This window comes from Halolamina sp., from assembly GCF_036626355.1.
Classification (GTDB): Archaea; Halobacteriota; Halobacteria; order Halobacteriales; family Haloferacaceae; genus Halolamina.
Genome location: NZ_JAZKRY010000039.1, coordinates 1 through 19,370, shown reverse-complemented (window position 1 = coordinate 19,370; position 19,370 = coordinate 1). Strand labels below are relative to the sequence as shown.

Annotated in this window: 19 protein-coding genes and 1 pseudogene; 10 read left to right on the top strand and 10 right to left on the bottom strand. The window is 66.2% G+C overall.

The features are described from left to right. Positions 1–42 precede the first annotated feature (42 nt). Positions 43–1,209, bottom strand: a complete 1,167-nt coding sequence (locus V5A38_RS07935) for an FAD-dependent oxidoreductase (RefSeq protein WP_332325221.1) — start codon at positions 1,207–1,209, stop codon at positions 43–45. 277 nt (positions 1,210–1,486) lie between these two features. On the opposite strand from V5A38_RS07935, the gene V5A38_RS07930 reads away from it, so the two are divergent. Continuing rightward, a complete protein-coding gene (locus V5A38_RS07930) occupies positions 1,487–2,455 on the top strand; it encodes an ornithine cyclodeaminase family protein (protein WP_332325220.1) in 969 nt (322 codons plus the stop codon). Between the two features lie 167 nt (positions 2,456–2,622). On the opposite strand, the pseudogene V5A38_RS07925 reads toward V5A38_RS07930, so the two are convergent. Together V5A38_RS07925 and guaB are read right to left on the bottom strand one after the other, a co-directional pair. After that, positions 2,623–3,180: pseudogene (locus V5A38_RS07925) on the bottom strand (HalX domain-containing protein); the annotation flags it as partial. 113 nt (positions 3,181–3,293) lie between these two features. Next, on the bottom strand, positions 3,294–4,790 hold the full coding sequence (guaB, locus tag V5A38_RS07920; protein ID WP_332325218.1) for an IMP dehydrogenase: 1,497 nt from the start codon (positions 4,788–4,790) through the stop codon (positions 3,294–3,296). A 510-nt stretch (positions 4,791–5,300) separates the two neighbouring features. On the opposite strand from guaB, the gene V5A38_RS07915 reads away from it, so the two are divergent. Then, positions 5,301–6,452 (top strand): DUF5794 domain-containing protein, encoded by a 1,152-nt coding sequence (locus V5A38_RS07915; protein ID WP_332325217.1) that lies wholly within the window; start codon positions 5,301–5,303, stop codon positions 6,450–6,452. Between the two features lie 21 nt (positions 6,453–6,473). Here the strand turns inward: V5A38_RS07915 and V5A38_RS07910 are convergent, their stop codons facing one another. The 3 genes from V5A38_RS07910 to V5A38_RS07900 form a co-directional block, all read right to left on the bottom strand. Further along, entirely contained in the window at positions 6,474–7,091 is a 618-nt protein-coding gene (locus tag V5A38_RS07910; protein WP_332325216.1) for a winged helix-turn-helix domain-containing protein, read from the bottom strand. Positions 7,092–7,103: 12 nt separating this feature from the next. Next, complete coding sequence (locus V5A38_RS07905; protein ID WP_332325215.1) at positions 7,104–8,555, bottom strand: DUF4147 domain-containing protein; 1,452 nt, start codon at positions 8,553–8,555, stop codon at positions 7,104–7,106. A 168-nt stretch (positions 8,556–8,723) separates the two neighbouring features. Then, the gene (locus V5A38_RS07900; RefSeq protein ID WP_332325214.1) at positions 8,724–8,891 is read right to left on the bottom strand and encodes a hypothetical protein; all 168 of its coding nucleotides are present in this window, start codon (positions 8,889–8,891) and stop codon (positions 8,724–8,726) included. Between the two features lie 763 nt (positions 8,892–9,654). On the opposite strand from V5A38_RS07900, the gene V5A38_RS07895 reads away from it, so the two are divergent. Genes V5A38_RS07895 through purM form a run of 3 tightly spaced genes read left to right on the top strand, consistent with a single transcriptional unit; the run spans position 9,655 to position 13,027 of the window. Continuing rightward, positions 9,655–11,322 carry a TraB/GumN family protein gene (locus tag V5A38_RS07895; protein WP_332325213.1) on the top strand — a complete coding sequence of 556 codons (1,668 nt, stop codon included), beginning with the start codon at positions 9,655–9,657 and terminating at the stop codon, positions 11,320–11,322. After that, positions 11,319–11,981, top strand: a complete 663-nt coding sequence (locus V5A38_RS07890) for a metalloprotease (RefSeq protein ID WP_345786277.1) — start codon at positions 11,319–11,321, stop codon at positions 11,979–11,981. The genes V5A38_RS07895 and V5A38_RS07890 overlap by 4 nt, the downstream gene beginning before the upstream one ends. A 59-nt stretch (positions 11,982–12,040) precedes the next feature. Continuing rightward, complete coding sequence (purM, locus tag V5A38_RS07885) at positions 12,041–13,027, top strand: phosphoribosylformylglycinamidine cyclo-ligase (RefSeq protein WP_332325211.1); 987 nt, start codon at positions 12,041–12,043, stop codon at positions 13,025–13,027. 25 nt (positions 13,028–13,052) lie between these two features. Here purM and V5A38_RS07880 read toward each other — a convergent pair whose 3' ends face one another. After that, positions 13,053–13,592 carry a CBS domain-containing protein gene (locus V5A38_RS07880; RefSeq protein ID WP_332325210.1) on the bottom strand — a complete coding sequence of 180 codons (540 nt, stop codon included), beginning with the start codon at positions 13,590–13,592 and terminating at the stop codon, positions 13,053–13,055. Between the two features lie 211 nt (positions 13,593–13,803). Between V5A38_RS07880 and V5A38_RS07875 the strand changes: the two genes are divergently transcribed. After that, on the top strand, positions 13,804–14,091 hold the full coding sequence (locus V5A38_RS07875; protein ID WP_332325209.1) for a hypothetical protein: 288 nt from the start codon (positions 13,804–13,806) through the stop codon (positions 14,089–14,091). Positions 14,092–14,188: 97 nt separating this feature from the next. Here the strand turns inward: V5A38_RS07875 and V5A38_RS07870 are convergent, their stop codons facing one another. Continuing rightward, positions 14,189–14,548 carry a DUF555 domain-containing protein gene (locus V5A38_RS07870; protein ID WP_332325208.1) on the bottom strand — a complete coding sequence of 120 codons (360 nt, stop codon included), beginning with the start codon at positions 14,546–14,548 and terminating at the stop codon, positions 14,189–14,191. Positions 14,549–14,802: 254 nt separating this feature from the next. Between V5A38_RS07870 and V5A38_RS07865 the strand changes: the two genes are divergently transcribed. Continuing rightward, positions 14,803–15,006 (top strand): PAS domain-containing protein, encoded by a 204-nt coding sequence (locus tag V5A38_RS07865; protein ID WP_332325207.1) that lies wholly within the window; start codon positions 14,803–14,805, stop codon positions 15,004–15,006. Positions 15,007–15,489: 483 nt separating this feature from the next. Here the strand turns inward: V5A38_RS07865 and V5A38_RS07860 are convergent, their stop codons facing one another. Then, positions 15,490–16,251: a GTP cyclohydrolase III gene (locus V5A38_RS07860; protein ID WP_332325206.1), complete on the bottom strand. Its 762-nt coding sequence runs from the start codon at positions 16,249–16,251 to the stop codon at positions 15,490–15,492. Between the two features lie 60 nt (positions 16,252–16,311). Then, positions 16,312–16,968 (bottom strand): hypothetical protein, encoded by a 657-nt coding sequence (locus V5A38_RS07855; RefSeq protein WP_332325205.1) that lies wholly within the window; start codon positions 16,966–16,968, stop codon positions 16,312–16,314. 111 nt (positions 16,969–17,079) lie between these two features. On the opposite strand from V5A38_RS07855, the gene V5A38_RS07850 reads away from it, so the two are divergent. The 3 genes from V5A38_RS07850 to surE all read left to right on the top strand — a co-directional run bounded on the left by V5A38_RS07850 (position 17,080) and on the right by surE (position 19,276). Continuing rightward, positions 17,080–17,529 carry a DUF4112 domain-containing protein gene (locus tag V5A38_RS07850; RefSeq protein ID WP_332325204.1) on the top strand — a complete coding sequence of 150 codons (450 nt, stop codon included), beginning with the start codon at positions 17,080–17,082 and terminating at the stop codon, positions 17,527–17,529. 70 nt (positions 17,530–17,599) lie between these two features. Then, positions 17,600–18,439: an HAD-IIA family hydrolase gene (locus tag V5A38_RS07845; RefSeq protein ID WP_332325203.1), complete on the top strand. Its 840-nt coding sequence runs from the start codon at positions 17,600–17,602 to the stop codon at positions 18,437–18,439. A 45-nt stretch (positions 18,440–18,484) separates the two neighbouring features. Further along, positions 18,485–19,276: a 5'/3'-nucleotidase SurE gene (gene surE / locus V5A38_RS07840; protein WP_332325202.1), complete on the top strand. Its 792-nt coding sequence runs from the start codon at positions 18,485–18,487 to the stop codon at positions 19,274–19,276. Positions 19,277–19,370: the final 94 nt, after the last annotated feature.

Here is a 19,370-nt window from a genome sequence, read left to right as displayed (position 1 = left end):
GGTATGAGTGTGGCTCTCCCCGTGGGGATGGCCGGTTGCCAATCAGGCCACGTTGCGCTCGTAGAGCAGCTCCCCAGTTTCGAACCGGTCGCTCGAGAGCGCCTCCACGTCGACTGTGGAAGCCTCGCCGTCGAGCAGGAGCTCCGCGACGATTCGCCCGGTTGCAGGCGCGTGCTGGAACCCGTGGCCGGAGAAGCCAACGGCCTGTACGAACCCCGGGACGGATTCCTCCAGAATCGGATGGTGGTCGGGCGTCACCGCGTAGAGCCCGGCCCAGCCGCGCTTGAGACGGCTCTCCTCGCCGAAGTACTCGCAGTAGACGCTGGCGCGTTCGAGACACTCCATCGCCCAGTCGATATCGTAGGACTCGGTGAAGCGCTCGGGCTCCGCCCGCTCCGGCTCGTCGGCGAAGTAGCCGCCGACGACGGCGGCGCCGTCCCGTTCCGGTCGGAAATGCGACCCCGTCTCCAGGTCGATGGTCAGTGGATCGGTCTCGGGCACCGGCTGCTCGGGGTCGACGACCAATGCCTGCCGGCGGTGTGGCTCGACTGGGATCTCCAGCCCCGCCATGTCGGCCACCTTCGCTGCCCATGGGCCGCCGGCGTTGACTACGGCATCGGCGCTGATCGTGCCACCTGTGGGTGCCCCATCGCCCGCTACGCTGACGCCGGTGACCTGTCCATCGGAGAGCCGGATATCGGTTACTGAGGTTCCCGTCCGCACGTCGACGCCAGCCTCGCGAACCGCGTCGGCGAACCCCTGCAGCGCCAGGTACGGGTCCGCGAACCCGTCCCGCGGGTTGTACGTCGCGGCGGTGACGGCCTCGGGGTTGACCCCAGCACAGATTTCGGTGGCCTCCGTTGCTGTGAGTAGCGCCGTCTCCGCGCCGTGTTCGCGCTGCATCGCGACCTGCTGCTGTAGCTGGTCGGCAGTCTCCTCCGTGCGGGCGAGAAACAGGTAGCCCGTCTGCCGGAGCTGGATATCGACGCCGAATCGTTCTTCGAAGGACTCCCAGACGGGCAGGCTCGCCAGCGATAGCTCGACGTTCACCGGCGTGGAGAACTGGGTTCGGATCCCGCCGAGCGCCCGCGAGGTGCTCCCGTCACCCAGGCTCCCGCGCTCACAGACGACGACCTCGGCGCCTCGTTCCGCGAGAGCGTAGGCACTCGACAGCCCGACGATTCCGCCGCCGACGACGACGACTCGCATGGGTTGCTCTCTCACCCCCACGCGGAAAGCGGTTGCGCTGGCCGCAGCTGTTCGCCGCAACCCGGCTCGGTCCCGCTCCCGGACCTGCCCGGCCGTTCCGGCGACGGATGGCGAACAGGCGACGCATCGGACTCCGCGAGGGGCGCGTCGCGCACCCGCTTCGACACCCTCGCGGCTTTGGTCAGTCGATGGGGGCGATGCTCGCGCTCTCGTATTTGAACGCTGGCACGAGCGGCAGCCTGACAAGAGCTTTCTTCGGGGCGCCATTGGTCGGCGTATGCGCGTACTCTCTGACGACGACGTGGCGACTGTGCTCGACCTCGACTCGCTGCTCCCGGTAGTCGAACAGGCGTTCCGCAAGCAGGGCCGCGACGAGGTCGAGCGGCCCGAACGACCCCATTTCCCCGTCGGCGCAGGGTTGGAGGGCGACGAACCGCTCGGAACCGGGCTGACGATGCCGGCGTACATCCACGGCGCCGAGTATTACGCGACCAAACTCGCCAGCGTGCACGAGGGGAACGCGGATCGTGGCCTGCCGACAGTGCAGGCACAGATCGCCCTGACAGACGCCCGGACGGGGGAGCCAGCGGCGATGCTCGCGGGGACCCGGGTGACGAACGCCAGAACGGGGTGTATCGGTGGGCTCTCCGCCGACCATCTCGCCGCCGGCGACGGTCCGGTTCGAGTTGGCGTCATCGGGGCCGGGACGCAAGCACGCTGGCAGGTCCGAGCCATCGCAGCCGCACGCGGGGTCGAGGAGGTTCGGATCTACTCGCCGAGCGAGTCACGGGAGGCGTGCGCTGCCGACCTCCGCGCGGAGGGCTTCGATGCGACGGCCGTCGACTCGGCTCGGACGGCTGTCACCGATGCCGCAGTGGTCGTGACGGCGACGACGGCGACGGTACCGGTGTTCCCTGGCGAGGCGCTCTCAGCCGGAACACTGGTGGTCGCCGTCGGCGCCTACACTGCCGAGATGCGTGAAATCGACGTCGAAACCGTGGACAGGGCGGCTCAGCTCTTCGGTGACGTTCCCGAGGAGGTGGCCGAGACGGGTGATTTCCCCGAGCACGAAGCGTCGGCGGTGACCCCGCTCTCGGCGGTGTTCGACGGGGAGGCTGAGAGAGCGTCGGCGTCGGATATCATCGTCGTCGCCTCGGTCGGGTCGGCCGTGCTCGATGCCGCGGCAGCCTCGGCGCTGTTCGAGCGTGCACTGGAGGCGGATGTGGGGAACGAAACAGCGCTCTGACCTGGGCGTTACGTGGAAAACAGTGCCAGTTAGAAGCCGGAGGATTCCGACCCTTCCCCCTCCCGTACGCCGCCGAAGGGGTCCTCGCCGTCGTTCGGTTCGGCGTCGCCGCCGAACAGATTATCCTCGTTGAACTCCTCCTCGAAGGGACCCTCGACGTCCTCGAATTCGCGGAACAGCGAGTCGAACTCGCCCTGTTCGTCCATCGTGTCGATGGTGGCGCCGAGTTTCTCCCGGAGCTCGGCCAGTCGGTGCTCGAACTCCTGATACTCCTCGCTTTCGGCGAGTTCGGTCTCGGTTTTCTCGGACTCCAGCAGCGCCTTCTTCGAGGCGAGTGAGAACAGCTCCTGGACGCCCGCATCGTACTCGCCGCGGAGTTCGAGGTTGCTTACCGTCTCCAGCAGCGCGTCCCGTGAGACAGGTTTGACGAGGTATTGGTCGAACCCCATATTCAGAATGTCCAAATCTGGCTCGACGGCGGTGACCATCGCGACCCGGCAGTCGATGCCGCGTTCGCGCACGGTGTCGAGCACCTCGTCGCCTGAGAGGCCGGGCATCCGTCTGTCAAGGAGGATCACGTCGACCTCCTCGTCGAGCTGTTCGAGCGCCTCGTGGCCGCCGTAGGCGGTTCGAACGCGGTAGCCGCGTTGGAGCCACGCGGCGTAGAGATCTGCGAGGTCTGACTCGTCCTCGACCACGAGCACGAGAGGGAGATCGTCACTCATCTGGGAGAGCGAGACAGTAGCTCTAACTCATCACGGATGGCCGGCTATATCAAAATACCCCTTCCCAGAAATATCAGGTGGTTGTCGTAACCTGACGAAGCCGTCCAGGAGCGCTACTCGTTCGGGCTGTAGTTGGGCGCCTCGTCGGTGATGACGACGTCGTGGGGGTGGCCCTCGGTCTGACCTGCTGCGGAGACGCGGATGAACTCCGCGCGCTGCTTGAACTCGGGGATGCTCTCGGCGCCGACGTAGCCCATCCCGGACTGCATCCCGCCGACAAGCTGGTGGAGCTCCGATGCGAGCGTTCCCTTGAACGGCGTCGCGGCCTCGACCCCCTCGGGCACGAACTCCTCGTCGGTCTCCTCTTTCAGGTAGCGCTCGCCGCCACCGGACTGCATGGCGCCGACGCTCCCCATCCCGCGGTACTGTTTGTACTTTTTTCCGTTCATCGTGACGACCCGGCCCGGCGCCTCCTCGGTGCCGGCGAAGTAGGAGCCGAGCATGACCGCGTCGGCACCCGCGGCGATGGCCTTGATGGCGTCGCCGGAGTAGCGAATCCCCCCGTCGGCGATGACCGGCACGTCGTGCTGGCTCGCCACGTCGGCGACCTCGGCGACGGCGGTGATCTGGGGCATCCCCGCGCCGCTGACGATGCGCGTCGTGCAGATGCTCCCCGGTCCGATACCGACTTTCAGCCCGTCCGCGAAGTCGACCGCTGCCTCAGCGGCCTCTCGTGTGCCGACGTTGCCAACGACGATATCGGCCTCGACCGTCTCGGAGATTGCGCGGGCGGAGTCGAGTACGTTCAGGTTGTGCGCGTGAGCGCAGTCGATGAACACCACGTCTACGTCGGCCTCGTCGGCAGCGACGGCGCGCTCCTCCTCGAACGGGCCGACAGCGGCCCCGACGCGCAGGCGGTCGTTCTCGTCGCGCACGGCGTCTTCGTGTTGGCGTCGCTGGAGGATGCCCTGCATCGTGACCAGGCCGACTAGTTTCCCGGCGCCTCTCCCCTCCGAGACGATCGGGACCCGTTCGATTTTGTGATCGTACATCAGTTCGAGCGCCTCGCGCGCGCCCACATCTTCGGAGGCGGTGATGACCTCGTCGGTCATCGCCTCGCGCACATCGTCGCTCTCGCCGACCTCCAGATACGGGCGGATGTCCGTCCCGGAGATGATCCCCAGTACGGTGTCGTCATCGTCGACGACAGGTGCACCGGAGACGCCCTCGCGCTCCATCATCTCGTCGACCTCGCTGATGGACTGCCCAGGGGAGGCCGTGACGACGTTCTCCCGGCTGATGACGAGTTCGTCGGCGCGCTTGACCCGTCCGATGGAGGCGACCATCTGCTCTTCGTTCATGTTGCGATGGAGCACGCCAAGTCCGCCCTCGCGGGCCATCCCGATGGCCATCTCGGCCTCGGTGACGGTGTCCATCGCCGCCGAGAGGATAGGGATGTTCAGTTCGACGTGTTTCGACACCCGGGTCGAGACGTCGGCCGCGTCGGGTTCGACTCGACTCTCCATCGGGCGGAGCAGCACGTCGTCGAACGTCAACGCATTCGGCACTCGCAGCTTCTCCGAGAAAGGCTCCGCGTCGTTCTTCGCCATGTATAGGGTGGCGACGCTCGCCTCAAAAACGTTCCGAGTCCGCCAAACGTGTGACTCGTCTCAGTATGAGTTCCAGGCTCTCACGCCCGTCTCTGCAGCGAGGAACCACCTCGCGCGTTCTTGTATCTGAATTTTCACGTTGGGACGGCAAAATCTGACGTATTTTCAGTTTTCTCTGCCAACAGCTACGTTCCGTTGGCAGCTGACCGATATTCCCGAAAACACGCCACTGGTTATGGGTCTTCCTCTCACACAACGTTTATCTTGCTCTCTCCGATAAAATGGAGCATGGACGTCGAATCCACATCGTGCACCGTCGGCCAGCAGCGAAGCCGTGCCGCCGACCTCTCGAAATCGATGTGTGTAACACTCTTTCGACGTTCGTTTACACCCATTTCGTGGCTCTCCACGTCTCGACAGGCCGTCCCGGCCCATCAACGGAGCGGGTCGGGGAGACCCGACCCGGGAGACCACTACCGTCCGGCCACGGGTGAGGCCGCCCGCTAGCACATGAGTGTCTCAAACCATCCGATAGCGCTTCGCCTGGAGCAGCGCGTCGGCGGCGCCACGAAGCTGCTGGCGACCGTCATGGGGCTCCCACTCGTCGACGGGATCTTCCCCGCGCTGGTCATCGCGCAGGCACTCACCTACCCCTGGGGCATTCTCCAGACCGGGCTGCTCATCTTCGGCGGGTCCGCCACGGTCGCGGTGATTCTGGCCGAGATGGAGGGCTCCCGGCGAGAGAAAGCCACCTCAGTCCTGCTCCTCGGAGCCGTGCTCATCCCCGTCGCCGTCGTCGAGGCAGCGTTCGCGGAGACACTTCGCTCGGTACTCAGTTTCGAGGTGTTCCACCGCTTTGCCGGCCTGGTCATCCTCGCCATCGCCGCCAAAACCGCGAGCGCGGAGGTCGGCGAGTATCTCCCGAGGCCCGGCGCCATCATCGGTCTCGGACTCATCGCCAGCTTCCAGCCATCGAACGCCGAACTGGTCGTTAGCGCCGAGCCAGCGACGCTGTTCGCCGCCGCCGCTGCGGCTGGGACCGGCATCGCGTTCGCGCTCGGCGTCGCGCTCGCGGCCCCGCAGCTGCGCGGTGCGGTCGATATCGACCGGTTCCGGTTCGGGAGCGCCGTTGCCCTCGGCATGCTCGCTCTGGAGGTGCTGGGGCTGCTCCCGACCGAACAGCCTGTCGCACTGGGTGTTCTGGCGGTGACGGCGCTGTTCGCCTACGACCCCACTATGGCCGGCGATTCGATGCTGGGCGAGGACTCCGGGCCGAGTGACGGCGACGGCGCGGCGGATCTGTCCGCCGCTGCCGACGGCGGCAACGACTCGCCTGCTACTGTCGAGGACGTGGCGGATACGACCGCTGAGCCGGTTGACGGCTATCCGGAGGGAGCGACCTCCCCCACGAGCAGTGCGCCGATAGCCGGCGCCCAGGGAGCGAGTGACGGCGGCTCCGACGCCCCAGACAACCCCGCAGTCGGTGCGGACAGTGCGAAAGGCTCGGCAGCCCTGACGAACGGTGCTGGGACGGCCGAGGACGGAGAGTCAGGGGAAGCGGTCACTGACGCCGACCCCGCGGATAGCGAGGAGGAAACAAGCGGGGCGGGCGACGACGAGGACGAGGACGATGACGGACCCGAGCGACCGCCGTATCTCTAAGCTCGCCTCAGTACCGTTCGGTCAGGTTTCGCGCTGCCACCACCAGACAGCGGTGATACCCAGCAGGACGACCAGTCCGCCGAGGAAGAACAGTAGCCCCGGCGGGAGGCCGGCAGCGCTTTCGGCGGTGTAGGCGGCGGCGTCCTGCGTCGTCTGTACCTCGGCCCCGTCGCCCCCGCCCCCCGTCTGTGCGAACGGAAGCGAGAGTTCCCCGAGCCACGCCTGGACGAGCAGGCTCACGAGGCCGAGCACCGCGAGGCCGCCGACGAGCCGTTTCAGCGCTTCTCGGAGTCCCGTGGCCTCGGACTCCTGCCCAGCGTAGACGACGAGTGGTCCGTCGGCCGGTCCGTACACCTTCATCTCGCGCCCTTTCTCCGAGTAGACGGTGTCGACAACGTCGATGAGGCCCGCATCCGCGAGATTTCCGACGTGATACTGCACGTTCTGCAGTGTCAGATCGAGACGGTCGGCGAGACCGGATGGGGTGTCCGGCTCGTCGTGGAGCGCCTGCAGCATCTTCCGAGCAGTTTCGGAGGAGAGCGCCGCGAGCGTCTCACCGGCCTCGTCACTGTCGACGCCGATGACCCGCGGCTCGGTCTCCGGGTCGGGGTCCGACATGGAGGGGAGGAGCTTCGCCATGCCGGAAGCCTTTCACGCGGACTCGTGAAACTCTTCCCCTCTCTCAGCGGCGTCCTCTGATCGAGTAAAGTCCCGTTCCGGAACAACCAACACCCGTAGATCGTTGACGTTCGTCCCGGTTGGGCCGGTTCTGAGTGCGGCGTTCCGTGCATCCAGATAGCCAAGCGAGTTGTGACGCGCAAGCGCGTCTTGGGCGCGGCCACCGTCGTCGATGGTCGCTGCATCGACCAGCGCACCTGCCGCGTCAGTCGACCCGTCGTGGCCGTCAGTGTCCACGGCGGCGATGACGGGTCGCCTCGCAGCTCCCGCCTCACTTGCCGTCTCATTCAGTTCGATCGCCGCCGCGAGCCCGAACTCCAGGTTCGGGCCGCCCGTCCCCGGTTCCGCAGTTCCAGTTCCGCGACCAACGTCGACTGTCGTTTCGCCACCCGAGAGAATCACCGCCGGGGGCTCGACCGGATCGCCCGAATCCGCTGCCTCCGCGGCGATAGCGACGTGGGTCGGCGCTGCCGCGCTGGCCTCCCCCCGGACTCGCGAGGAGAGGGGACAGGTCGTGAAGCCGCGCTCCTCGGCGGCCGCGGCTGCGGCGTCGATCGCGGTCCGATTCGAGGCGACGACGTGGTTGCGCACGCGCTCGAAGACGGGCGCTCCTGGGTCGGGTGAGTCCGCGAACTCGCCGGCTGCACCGCGTTCGAGATGGTCTCGGACCCGCGACGCGCGAACGCCGTAGCGGTCGAGCACCGCGAGCGCGTCAGCGTAGCTCGTCTCGTCCGGCGCCGTTGGCCCGGAGGCGATGACCGAGAGCGGGTCGCCGACGACATCGCTTACTGCCAGGCCGACGACCCGTGCTGGGTCGCAGGCGGCTGCGAGCCGCCCGCCTTTCACTCGCGAGCAGTGCTTTCGAACGGCGTTGATGGCCTCGATATCGGCACCGGCGTCGAGCAGCCCACGGGTGACCCGTTGCAGATCATCGACAGTGAGGTCGCCAGCGGGGGCGGCGAGCAGTGCGGACCCACCCCCCGTGATGACTGCGAACACGAGCGTCCGCTCGTCGGCTGATTCTGCGAGTTCGAGCAGCCGGTCAGTTGCCGTGGCGCCGGCCTCGCTCGGCACCGGATGACCACCCGCCGCGATCTCGACCGCACTGAGGGGGTTGCCAGTCTCCTGCGTTCCCTCTGGCACGATAATGAGGCCGTCCTCGATGTCGTCGCCGAGGCAGGTAGCCAGTGCGTGGACGACGCCAGCCGCGGCTTTGCCGCCGCCGAGAACGAGGATGTGGTCGAAGCGGTCCAGGTCGAGCGTTGTCTCGTTCCCGGCCGTCGTGACGCTGAGGCGGGCGCTGTCCCGGGTGAGGGCGTCCGCAGTCGCGCGTTCTGGGTCGGCGCCGCGGATGCCGGCAGCGAGACAGTCCAGTCCTACCTCGTGGGCCGGCGTGCGAGCGAGGGCGGAGCGGTTCCGGAACATGGCGAAGAGCGCCGGCGCTGGGAGAAAACGGTTCGGGTGGGACGGGTAGGCCGGACGGGAGAGTTCCGACACACGAACAGCGCTGAAGAGCGGAGCCTCACGGTCCCCGGGGGGAGAATCGTTTTTCAATCAGAATCGCCGGCGTATCCGCCACTCGTCACTGATGGTTCAGTACTCGCCGTCCGTTATCGGTTTGGCGTAGATTGCACAGGGATTTCCCGGCTCCCAGTCGGGATACTGGTCGATCGTTTCGATGTGGAGAAACCTTTCTTTTTCGTAGAACTGTCTCGTCCTCTCGTACGTTTCATCATCTACTGTATTGGCGAGCGTCTTCACTGTGAGAAGTCGTCCTCGACCGCGACGAATGTTCGTTCCGTGGGGAGTTCCTCTGCCATCGCTTCTAACCCTGTCTCGTTGAAGCCCCCCTCGAGATTCCTGGCGAGCTGTCCGTCACGGAACCAGTTTTTCGTAGGAACGTTCTTCAGCCAGCATTGGCCTGGATCCGCCATTTTTCGCAGGTAACAGAGGTTGCAGCTGTCGGTGCTGATACTGCCGGACAGAACGATACAATTATCACTCGCCGTGAATCGGCCGTCAGCTCGTGTGAGAGCCAGAGACTGGTGAGCAACTCTGTATTGACTTCTGTCCGGCAGTATGAGAAAACCAGTCCGGTGTGGGTCCGGACTGTTGATGCCTCCCGGGCAAGGGGCATCACAGAGAGCGAGATGGGTGTGCCTCGCTCATCCGTCGTCGGGTGGAGTTCGGGGTGGGTTCTTCGATCAGTCGAACGTTTTGGCCAGAGATTCTTGGTCCTCCTGCGTGTAGCCAGTTCTTGGTTCAATTTCTTGGCTACATCCTGTATTGCGTTTTTCTACAACCTGACAGTTCTGCATTGGTACCAAGGCACATTAACGGGAGCCCGAGAGTAACGGACCCTGCGCGGCTCTGTCGGGCAAACCCCTCCGTCAGTGACGAGTGCGACACTCCGTGGAGAACCGGTATCCCAGCTCCTGGCTGGTCGTGGCGAGCGGGTCCTCACGGAAGGTCTGTGACGAGCGGTTCGTCACGGTAAAGGCCGGGCGGCGACGAACCCGTAGTAATGAGCGAATCGGAGGGCAGCGTGCGCGTCGTCGGAACCGCGCACGTCTCCGCCGAGAGCGTCCGGGAAGTCGAGGAGACCATCGAGGAGGAGCGCCCGGACACTGTCGCCGTCGAGTTGGACGAGGGGCGCCACCGCCAGATGCGGGGAGAAGAACCGGAGGACCTGGAGGCGGGCGACCTGCTCCAGGGCAATACCGTCTTCCAGTTCCTCGCCTACTGGATGCTCTCGTACGTCCAGGCCCGGATGGGCGACAAGTTCGACATCCAGCCCGGCGCCGAACTGCTGGCCGCCGTCGAGACGGCCGAGGATCTGGGAACCCCCGTCGCGCTGGTCGACCGAGACATCCAGGAGACCATCCGCCGGTTCTGGAAGCGCATGACGCTGCTCGAGAAACTGCGTGTCGTCGGCTCACTCGCGTTCGGCGTGACCGACCCGCGTATCGCTGGCGTCGTGTTCGGCCTGCTTGTCGGCGTCTTCGTCGGGCCGCTGGTCGGCGTCTTCGGCGGCGCCCTCGGCGTCACCCAGCCCCTGCTGGTCCGGCTCACCGGCGGCGCGCTGCTCACACTCGTCTCGGGCTACGTTCTCTCGGAACTCGCACTCCGGACGATGGCCGACGACGTCGCGGCGATGGCCGTCGCCGCGGGCGGCGGTGTCGCGATCGGCCTCGTCGGCGGTACCGGCCTCGGCCTCACCGACCCGCTGGTGACGCAGTATCTCGGCGACTTCGCGGTCACCGCTATGGGCTCGATGACGCTCGGCGTCACAGCCGGGCTGGTCGTCGGTCTCGTCGCCGCCGGCGTGATGAGCCTCACCGGTACCGGGGAGCACGCAGAGGAGGAGTTCGAGGAGTTCGACCCCGACGAGCTCACGGACACGGACGTGGTGACGGCGATGATGGAGGAGTTTCGGGAGTTCTCGCCCGGCGGCGCCGAGGCGCTCATCGACGAGCGTGACGCCTTCATCGCGCACAACCTGATCGACCTCCGCCGACAGGGGAACGACGTCGTCGCCGTCGTCGGCGCGGGCCACCAGGCCGGCATCGAGGCGTATCTCGAGACCCCCGGGACGCTGCCGCCGCGCTCCTCGCTGACTGGCGAGGAGGGGAGCAGCCTCGTCCCCTGGGGCAAGCTCATCGCTGTCGGAATCACCGTCGCCTTCGTCGCCTTCTTCGTCCTGCTGGCGATGGCCGGCGTCGGCAACGCGTTCCTGCTGAAGCTGTTCGCCGCGTGGTTCCTCATCAACGGGCTGTTCGCCGCCGGGCTGGCTCGGCTGGCGGGCGCGACCTGGCCCTCGGCGCTCGTGGGTGGCTCGATCGCGTGGCTCACCTCGATCAACCCCTTGCTCGCACCGGGCTGGTTCGCGGGCTACGTCGAACTGCGCTACACGACCGTCAGCGTGAGCGATATCGCGACGCTGAACGAACTGCTCTCCGACGAGGAGCGCCCCATCGGCGAACTCGTCGCGGACATGCTCAACGTGCCGCTGTTCAAACTCATCATGATCGTCGGCATGACCAACGTCGGTAGCTTCGTCGCATCGTTCCTCTTCGCGCTCTACGTGCTGCCAGCGTTCTTCAGCGGCGTCGGCGGCGTCGATGCCGTCCCGCGGCTGATGGTCGAAGGGGCCGAGAACAGTGCTCGGGCGGTAGTGAGGTGGGTGACGTGAGCCGCGTTGCCCACCCCCGCTCGGTCTCGCTTCAGTTCTCCTCTCGGGAGCTTCTGGACCTGTTGGTCGCCTGGCTGGCGCTCGGCATCGCGTTCATGGTCTTTTTCGCCGGCGGCGCAGGAGGTGCGCTCGGCCTGCTCTCCTCGGGTCCGAGCACCCTCATTATCGCCCTCGTCGTCTCGCTGGTGACCGCGGGTATCGGGTTTCTCTTCCACGAACTCGGCCACAAGGTGTCGGCGGTCCGGTTCAACAACGTCGCGGTGTTCCGCGCGGATTACGGGATGCTGTTCGTCGCGGTGATGAGCGCGTTCCTCGGCTTTCTCTTTGCCGCGCCGGGGGCGGTCCACCACCGCGGACCGCTGACTGACCGCCAACACGGTCTCGTCGCGCTGGCAGGCCCGGCCGTGAACCTCGTGCTCGCCGCGCTGTTCGTCCCTGCGCTGGTCCTCGGGAGTGTCCTGAACCTGGAACTCGTCGCGCTCGTGGGCTCTCGCGGGCTCGCGGTGAACCTCTTCCTCGCAGCGTTCAATCTCGTGCCGCTCGGCCCGCTCGACGGGAGCACCGTGCTCGACTGGAGCAAGCTGATCTGGTTCGCGCTCTTTCTCCCCACCGCAGCCGTGACGGTCGTCGTCGTCTTCGTCTTCCGCATCGGCTTCTGACCGCCCATCCCCACCCGTGGAGCGGTGGGCTTTTGCCCTGTTGTCCCGCCGGTTCAGCTATGACCGAGGACTCCGAGGAGGGGCTGACGTACGCCGATGCTGGCGTTGATATCGACGAGAGCGAGGCGGCGACGGCGGCGCTCGTGGGCGCCGCGGGCGCCGCGGGCGAGGGGACCGACAGCGACTACGCGGGGCTGCTGGATATCGGCGACCGCTATCTCGCACTGGCGACCGACGGCGTGGGGACGAAGCTCCTCGTCGCCGAGGCGCTCGAAGATTACTCCACGGTCGGGATCGACTGCATCGCGATGAACGCTAACGATCTCGTCGCAGCTGGCGTCCGCCCCGTCGCGTTCGTCGATTATCTCGCTGTCGACGAGCCTGACGAGACGTTCGCCGAACAGATCGGCGAGGGGTTAGCGGCGGGCGCCGAGGCGGCCAACATCCAGCTCGTCGGCGGCGAAACTGCCGTTATGCCGGAGGTAGTCCGCGGTCTCGACCTCGCGGGCACCTGTGCGGGGCTGGTGAAAAAGGAGGCCGTCTTCGAGGGGAGCGCCGAGGCCGGTGACGCGCTGGTCGGCTGGCCCTCCTCCGGCATCCACTCCAACGGTCTTACCCTGGCTCGTGAGGCCGTCACCCGCGAGTACGAGTACACGGACGCCTATCCCGGCGAACAGTACGAGACGGTCGGCCACGCCCTCCTGGAGCCGACGGAGCTCTATACGGGACTCCTCACCCCGATGCGCGAGCACGGCGTTCGCGCCGCAGCACACGTTACCGGCGGTGGCTGGACCAACCTCGAACGGCTCGGCGAACACCGCTACGTCGTCGAGGACCCCTCCCCCGCCCAGGAGGTGTTCGAGTTCGTGCAGGACCTGGGTGATATCTCCGAGGAGGAGATGCACCGCACGTTCAACATGGGTACCGGGTTCGTCGCCGCGCTCGCCTCCCAGGACGCCGAGGAGCTGGCTGAGCAAACGGGCGGTCGGGTTATCGGGCGGGTCGAGAAAGGGGATGGCATCGCGATTCGTGGGCTGGAGCTCTAAGACGGTGAAAACTGCCGGCGACAGCTCAGGAGAGGTGACTCGCGATGTCGGCCTCCGTGATGATGCCGACAGCCTCGCCGCCCTCGGTGACGATGACGGCTTTGTAGTGGTCGAGCAGGTTCCGAATCTCGTCGACCGTGGCGTCGACGGCGACGGTTGGGAACGACTCGCTCATCACCTCGGCGACGGACAGTTCGCCGACGTTCTCCCCGGCATGAATCACGTCGGATTGGGAGATCGAGCCGACGGGGACGCCGTTCTGGATCACCGGGAGCTGTGAGTACGCCTCTTCGTCCATCAGTTCGACAGCCTCGCTCACCGAATGGTCGGGGCTGACGTTGACCACGTCCTCGTGCATCAGGTCGCCGGCCCGCACCACCTCGCCCTCGGCGGCGTCGAGCGCGTTGACGATGCGGCGCAGCGTCGACAGCCGCGGATCCACGTCGTCGTTCTCGACGCGCGCGATGAGGGGCTGGGAGACGTCGGCCCGTTCGGCCAGTTTTGACTGGGTCAACCCAACCTCGTTGCGACGCTTTCGCAGATCATCGGGCGTCGGCAGGTCCATACCCAAACATAACCTGAGGTAATTACTAAGTGCTTTCGACCGGCGACAGCTATTGGCTCCAGTCCCAGCGAACGCGGGGGATGAAACGCCGACCCGAGCTCTTGTCCCCGCTGTGGTGGCGCCGCCGCGCTTTCCCCTCTGACGACCTCCCCCTTCCGCGCGGTAACACATTGGGCCAGTCCCCAGAACCGGAGCCTCGGTTGTCGCGGTAATGATCTCCGGACGTCCGTCTCCGTTCACATCCGCGATTGACGGGTCGGCGACGGCGTGGATGCAGCAGTTCTCCTCCGTCACGGGCTGGTCCACTGGACCCCGCAATCATCACCTGGAGGCCGACGAGCGCACAGCCGACCGCGTGGCTGTGGGCGTGGCCGTCCGTAGCCTGGTCGTCAGTCGGCGCGTACCCACTGACCGGTGTCACGACCATCGCCGTCTCGTCGAGACGTTCAGCGGCGACTGGCTGGTGGGCACCGTCGATATCCCGTTCGGTCATCGTTGAGCCAGCCGCGGTCCAGTTCCTCCGTCGCCACGACGCTGCTACAGCCCGCCAAAATCAGCAGAGCGGCGAGGGCGAGGCGGGAGCGCGACACAGGCCTTTACTGTTCGTCGTCGCCCTCCTCCTCGATGATGTGGATGACTTCGAGGGGCACGTCACGGAGCGCCCCCCCGACCTCGCTTTTCGCGATGCGGCTCGCGTGCTCCTCGTTCTCGGCGTTGAAGATGTCGATCTCGAGCACCAGCCCCACCAGGGCGGTGCTGGCGGCGATGAACGCTGAGTCGAACGGCTCGCCACACGCCGGGCAGTCGGTCAGGCCGACCTCGACGTCGACGTACTCCTTGTCCGCCTCGTTGAGACGGCGGCCGGACTCACTGACCGCGACGCCGATGGCGTCGTCGATCTGTTCGACGTCTCGCACGAGCCACGCTGCCTCCATCACGACGTGATAGTTGGTCATCCATCCCACCTCGGTGAGGGAGCCGGTATCTTCAGCGCTCGTCGCCCACTGGTTCCCGTCCGCGATCCTAGAGTTTCTTCACTACTGCACATACCGGGCCTTCGAGGAGAAGCCTGTTCAACCTGCCGTCTTCGCGCTCGTGGGCGCCCCCTGAGGGGCGACGATCCATCGATGCGGCGTTGTATTCCGGCGAACTGATAGATTAACCCAGATAGCCACAGTCTTTTTATATTATATTCCCGTTCTGTAACTAAATGCCACGGTTAGCGACCCCCGGAATCCTGCTCGACCACGCGCAGGACACGGTCGCCCTCGTCGACGAAAACGAGGAGGTCACCGCCGTCAACGCCGGGGCCGAACGGATTCCGGGATTCGAACCCGACCAGCTCATCGGCGAGGCCGCCTTCGAACGTGTCCATCCGGATGATATCGCCGACGTGCGCCGGACGTTCAGCTGACTTACGCGCCGCGAGGACCTGCTCAAGAGCGCCGAGAAACAACGGGAGATCATCGGTCTCCTCAACGACCGCTCGCGCGGCCTCGAACAGATTGAACTCCGCACACTCGTCGAGGAGAGCGCGAGCCAGCTCCGAACCAGCTACCCCGAAGCAACAATCGAGGTTTTCGGTGTCGAGTCAGCACGGGCCCGTGCCTCGGCCGAACTGCCGCTCGCGGTGGTCGAACTCCTGGAAAACGTCGTGCAGCACTGCGGTACGGGGGGACCACGGGTCGAGGTTCGCGTTCGGGAGACACGGACCAACGTCGAACTCATCGTCGAGGACGATCTGGCGCCGATCCCGAAAATCGAGTCGAACGTGCTTCGCGGCGACCACGATATTGCCCGATATCCTGTCGAAGCAACTTCAGCGTGAGAAAAGCTGTGCCCGAGCCTGGGGGCGAGGACGGCCAGCGCGTCGACTCCCTCCACCGATGCCCGCCGGTCAGTGGTCAGCGCCGTCGAACTCCACGCGGGTGCCATCGTAGCGGCAGTCCTCCAGTGCGTGTTTGGCAGCGATGCCCGCGTCGGCCGGCACCGGTCCGTGCCCGACGCCGACTTTGAGTTCGACGCCCACGTCGTCGCTGACGTGATCGATGGCGGCCTCGTACTCCGTTTCGGTCATCCCCGGAACGGCGGCGATGATGTTGTCGCCGCCGACGAAGAAGGAGAGTGCGCCGTGTTCCTCGCGCATGTAACGCATCAGGCTGGCGTAGGACTGTTCGATGCGGATGAACGAGTCGAACTCGTTGAGTCGGTCGGTGTACTTCCCGGTCGCATCGTTCACGTCGAAATGTGCGATGCTCACGTCGCCTGCCTCCGGCGGGCGGTAGTTGCCGGTGAGCACCTCCTGACGGCTTCGGTCCTGGGCGCTGCCGGCCTCCTGGACCTGTTCTGTCGCGCCTTCGAGCGCCTCCACCGGGACGGGGTCCACGGCGGTGCCGAGGCTGATGGTGATTGGGTAGCGGTTCCGGATGGACTCCTGAAGCAGTTCGTGGTCCTGCTGGTCGAGGCCGTTTGTCACCGCGACCATGTTGTCAAAGCGGGTGAAGAACACGTAGCCATCCCGGGAGCCGATGAACTGCGCGAGGTCGGCAAAGAGCCGGGACTGCAGCGTCTGCAGGTCCATCTCTCGACGGGGCTCTGGCTCGACGGTCCACGGGCCGTAGTTATCGATCTGGATATGGGTCAGCTGCAGGCGAGTCACGTTGCCAGTACGTAGGAGTGCTGAACTTTTTGTAGCTTTGTATTCCCGAATTCGTGACGCTTACTTGAACGGGGTCAGCGCCGCCTGGGCGTAGAGCTTCGGCGCGTTCCGGCGGGAGTTCCCAAGCGCGTACCGGAGCGCCGCGGCGGCGTCGTCGAAAACGCCGGGGCCGTGCCCAACCAGAACCCGCTCCGGCTCCAGCCCACCGAGGGCCTGCCGGGGCGGGAACAGCCGCAGCACCGGATGGACGCCGAGGCGCTCGTCGCTGGTACTGAACAGCTCGTTTGTCCCGACTGCCTCGGGCACGACGAGCGTCCCACGGTCGGCGTCGAACAGGGCAACCTCTCGCCAGAACCGGTTGTTCGTCAGTCGAACCGTCCGGAACTCGGTGCCGGGGAGGGACCCGGCGTAGCGCTCGGCCTGGGCGTCCAGTTCGTCGGCGACCGGTCCCAGCGCTGCCGGGAGCGATACCGGGACGTCGTGGCGCCGCGCCACGACCTCCGAATCGCGTTTGTGGCGGTCCAACAGCAGCGTGACACCCGCGACGTCGCCGAGTTCGTCGAGTTCGTCATCCAGTCCGGGCGCGTCGACGGGGTCGATAATCCAGACCCCCGCATCCGTCCCGAGCGCGTGGCTCGTCCGGTGCATCGAGTCCTCTTCGAGCGTCCAGCTAATCCCGCCGTCCCAGCGGTCGACAACGTCGAGTGTCGGGCTCATACGTCCGGGTAGGGCCGCCCTGGGTTTAACTACCGGCGACGTCGGAAGCTGGGTCGGCCGCGATCGACTCCCGGCAGTGTGTTTACCAACAGGGAGTCGTAACATCGACCCATGTCCCGCGATGGTGTCGCGGCCGCGTTCGACGGTATCGGCATGGACGAACTGCCCGAGTCGGTTGACCAGGCGGCAGTCCGGCGTATCCGTCGGGTCGCGCACGTTCTCGACGAGTCTCTCCGGGTGCCTGGAACAGGGTATCGCGTCGGCGTGGACCCGTTACTGAGTGCGCTCCCCGGCATCGGGGATGCGGTGAGCACGGCGATATCGCTCTACATCGTCGCCGAGTCGGCTCGGCTTGGCGTTCGGTTCACCACGCTCCTGCGGATGCTCGCAACCGTGACCATCGATACTGCAGGTGGAATGCTTCCAGTGGTCGGCCCAATCTTCGATGCAGTGTTCAAGGCGAACACGTGGAACGTCGAACTGCTGCTCGAGGAGGTCCTGCCTGACGAGGAGTTCGAAGCGGACTCAGCCGACGAGGCAGTCGTCATCGAAGTGGAGTGAACCGCGCCCGGAGACGGCGCTCTCGGTCCGGTACCGGCGCCTTTTCGACTGCCGAGCGCCAGTGACACCTATGGAGTACCGCGGGACACTACTCGACGTCGACGGCACCGTGGTCAGGGGCGAACAGCGGCTGCCGGGCGCCGACGAGGGGATCGCCGCGCTTTCGGACCGCGGGATCGCTCGGCTGTTCGTCTCCAACAACCCCACCCGCCGGCCCGCAGCCTACGCGCAGAAGCTCCGGAACGCCGGCATCGACGCCACGGCGGAGGAGGTCCTCACGGCTGCGACGACGACCGTCGAGTACCTCCGGCGAAACCATGCCGAGGATCGGGTGTATCTGGTCGGTGAGCCTGGCCTCCACGAACAGCTGACCGACGCCGGATTCGCCGTCGATATCGCGGGGAAGGCGGCCGAGACGGGGACGCAGACCACGACAGCGGATGTCGCCGTCGTCTCTATCGACCGCGAGTTCGACTACGGCACACTCTCAGCGGCGCTACGGGTAATCCGTGCGGAATCGGTTCCGATCGTGGGCACCGATCCCGATGCAGTGATCCCGGCTGCGGAGGGTGATGTGCCGGGGTCCGGTGCGATTATCGCCGCCGTCGCTGACGTGGCTGAACGGGAGCCAGCAGCGGTCCTGGGCAAACCCCATGCGCTCACCCGCGAGCTGGCCCTGGAGCGCCTGGGTGTCCCCGCGGAGGCCTGTCTCGTCGTCGGTGACCGGCTGGACACCGACATCGCACTCGGCGCAGCGTCGGGGATGACGACCGTGCTGGTCCGCTCGGGCGTCACTGACGACGCGCGATTGGCCCGGTCCGCGATGACGCCGGACTACGTCGTCGACTCACTGGCCGCACTCCCGACGGTCCTGGACGGTGAGGCCGACCGGTACGCGCCCGAGCGGTAGCCCCGAGTCGAACAGCTTAACCGCGTTTCCGGCCCATCTCCGGGCATGAGCGAGCCACGCATTCTCGTCACGAACGACGACGGCATCGAGAGCCCGGGGTTCCGCGCGCTCTACGAGGCGCTGGAGGAGGTGGGCGACCCGGTCGCTGTTGCACCTTACTCCAACCAGAGCGCCGTCGGTCGCGCACGCTCCTTCGAGGCGGCTGTGCGCGAGTACGAACTGGGGTACGCCGTCGAGGGGACCCCCGTCGACTGTGTCATCGCCGGCCTGGAGGCGCTGGTCCCCGATGCCGACCTCGTCGTCGCTGGCTGTAACAAGGGCGCCAATCTCGGCGCCTACGTGATGGGCCGCTCGGGAACGGTTTCTGCGGCCGTCGAGGCGGCGTTCTTCGACGTCCCCGCGATCGCGGTCTCCCAGTACGTCCCCTCCACGCCTGACGAAGAGTTCGAGAACATCAACCCGCCAGCCGAGGCGTACCGTGACGCCTGCGACGCGGCGGCGTATCTCACTGAGCACGCCCTGGAATCGGGCGTCTTCGAGACTGCAGACTACCTCAACGTGAACGCACCCGCCGTCGAGGATGTGGACGGCCACCCGGAGATGATCGTCACGGCTCCCTCGAGACTCTACGCGATGACCGCCAGCTTCGACGGAGAGAGCATCCGGCTGCAGGACCAGGTCTGGCAGCAGATGCAGAGCGGCGAAATTCCCGACGATCCCGGTACCGACCGCCGCACCATCGTCGACGGGGACATCAGCGTCTCACCGCTGACGGCGCCCCACACGGTGGAGCGCCACCCGCGGCTCGATGACCTCGCGGACACGTACGACGGCTGAGTGCGTCGGCTGGCCGTCGTCGACGCACACGGTGAGTGCGTCGGCAGGGATATCCACGGGCGAACCGACTGCAGCGTTACTTGTAGCGCTCTTT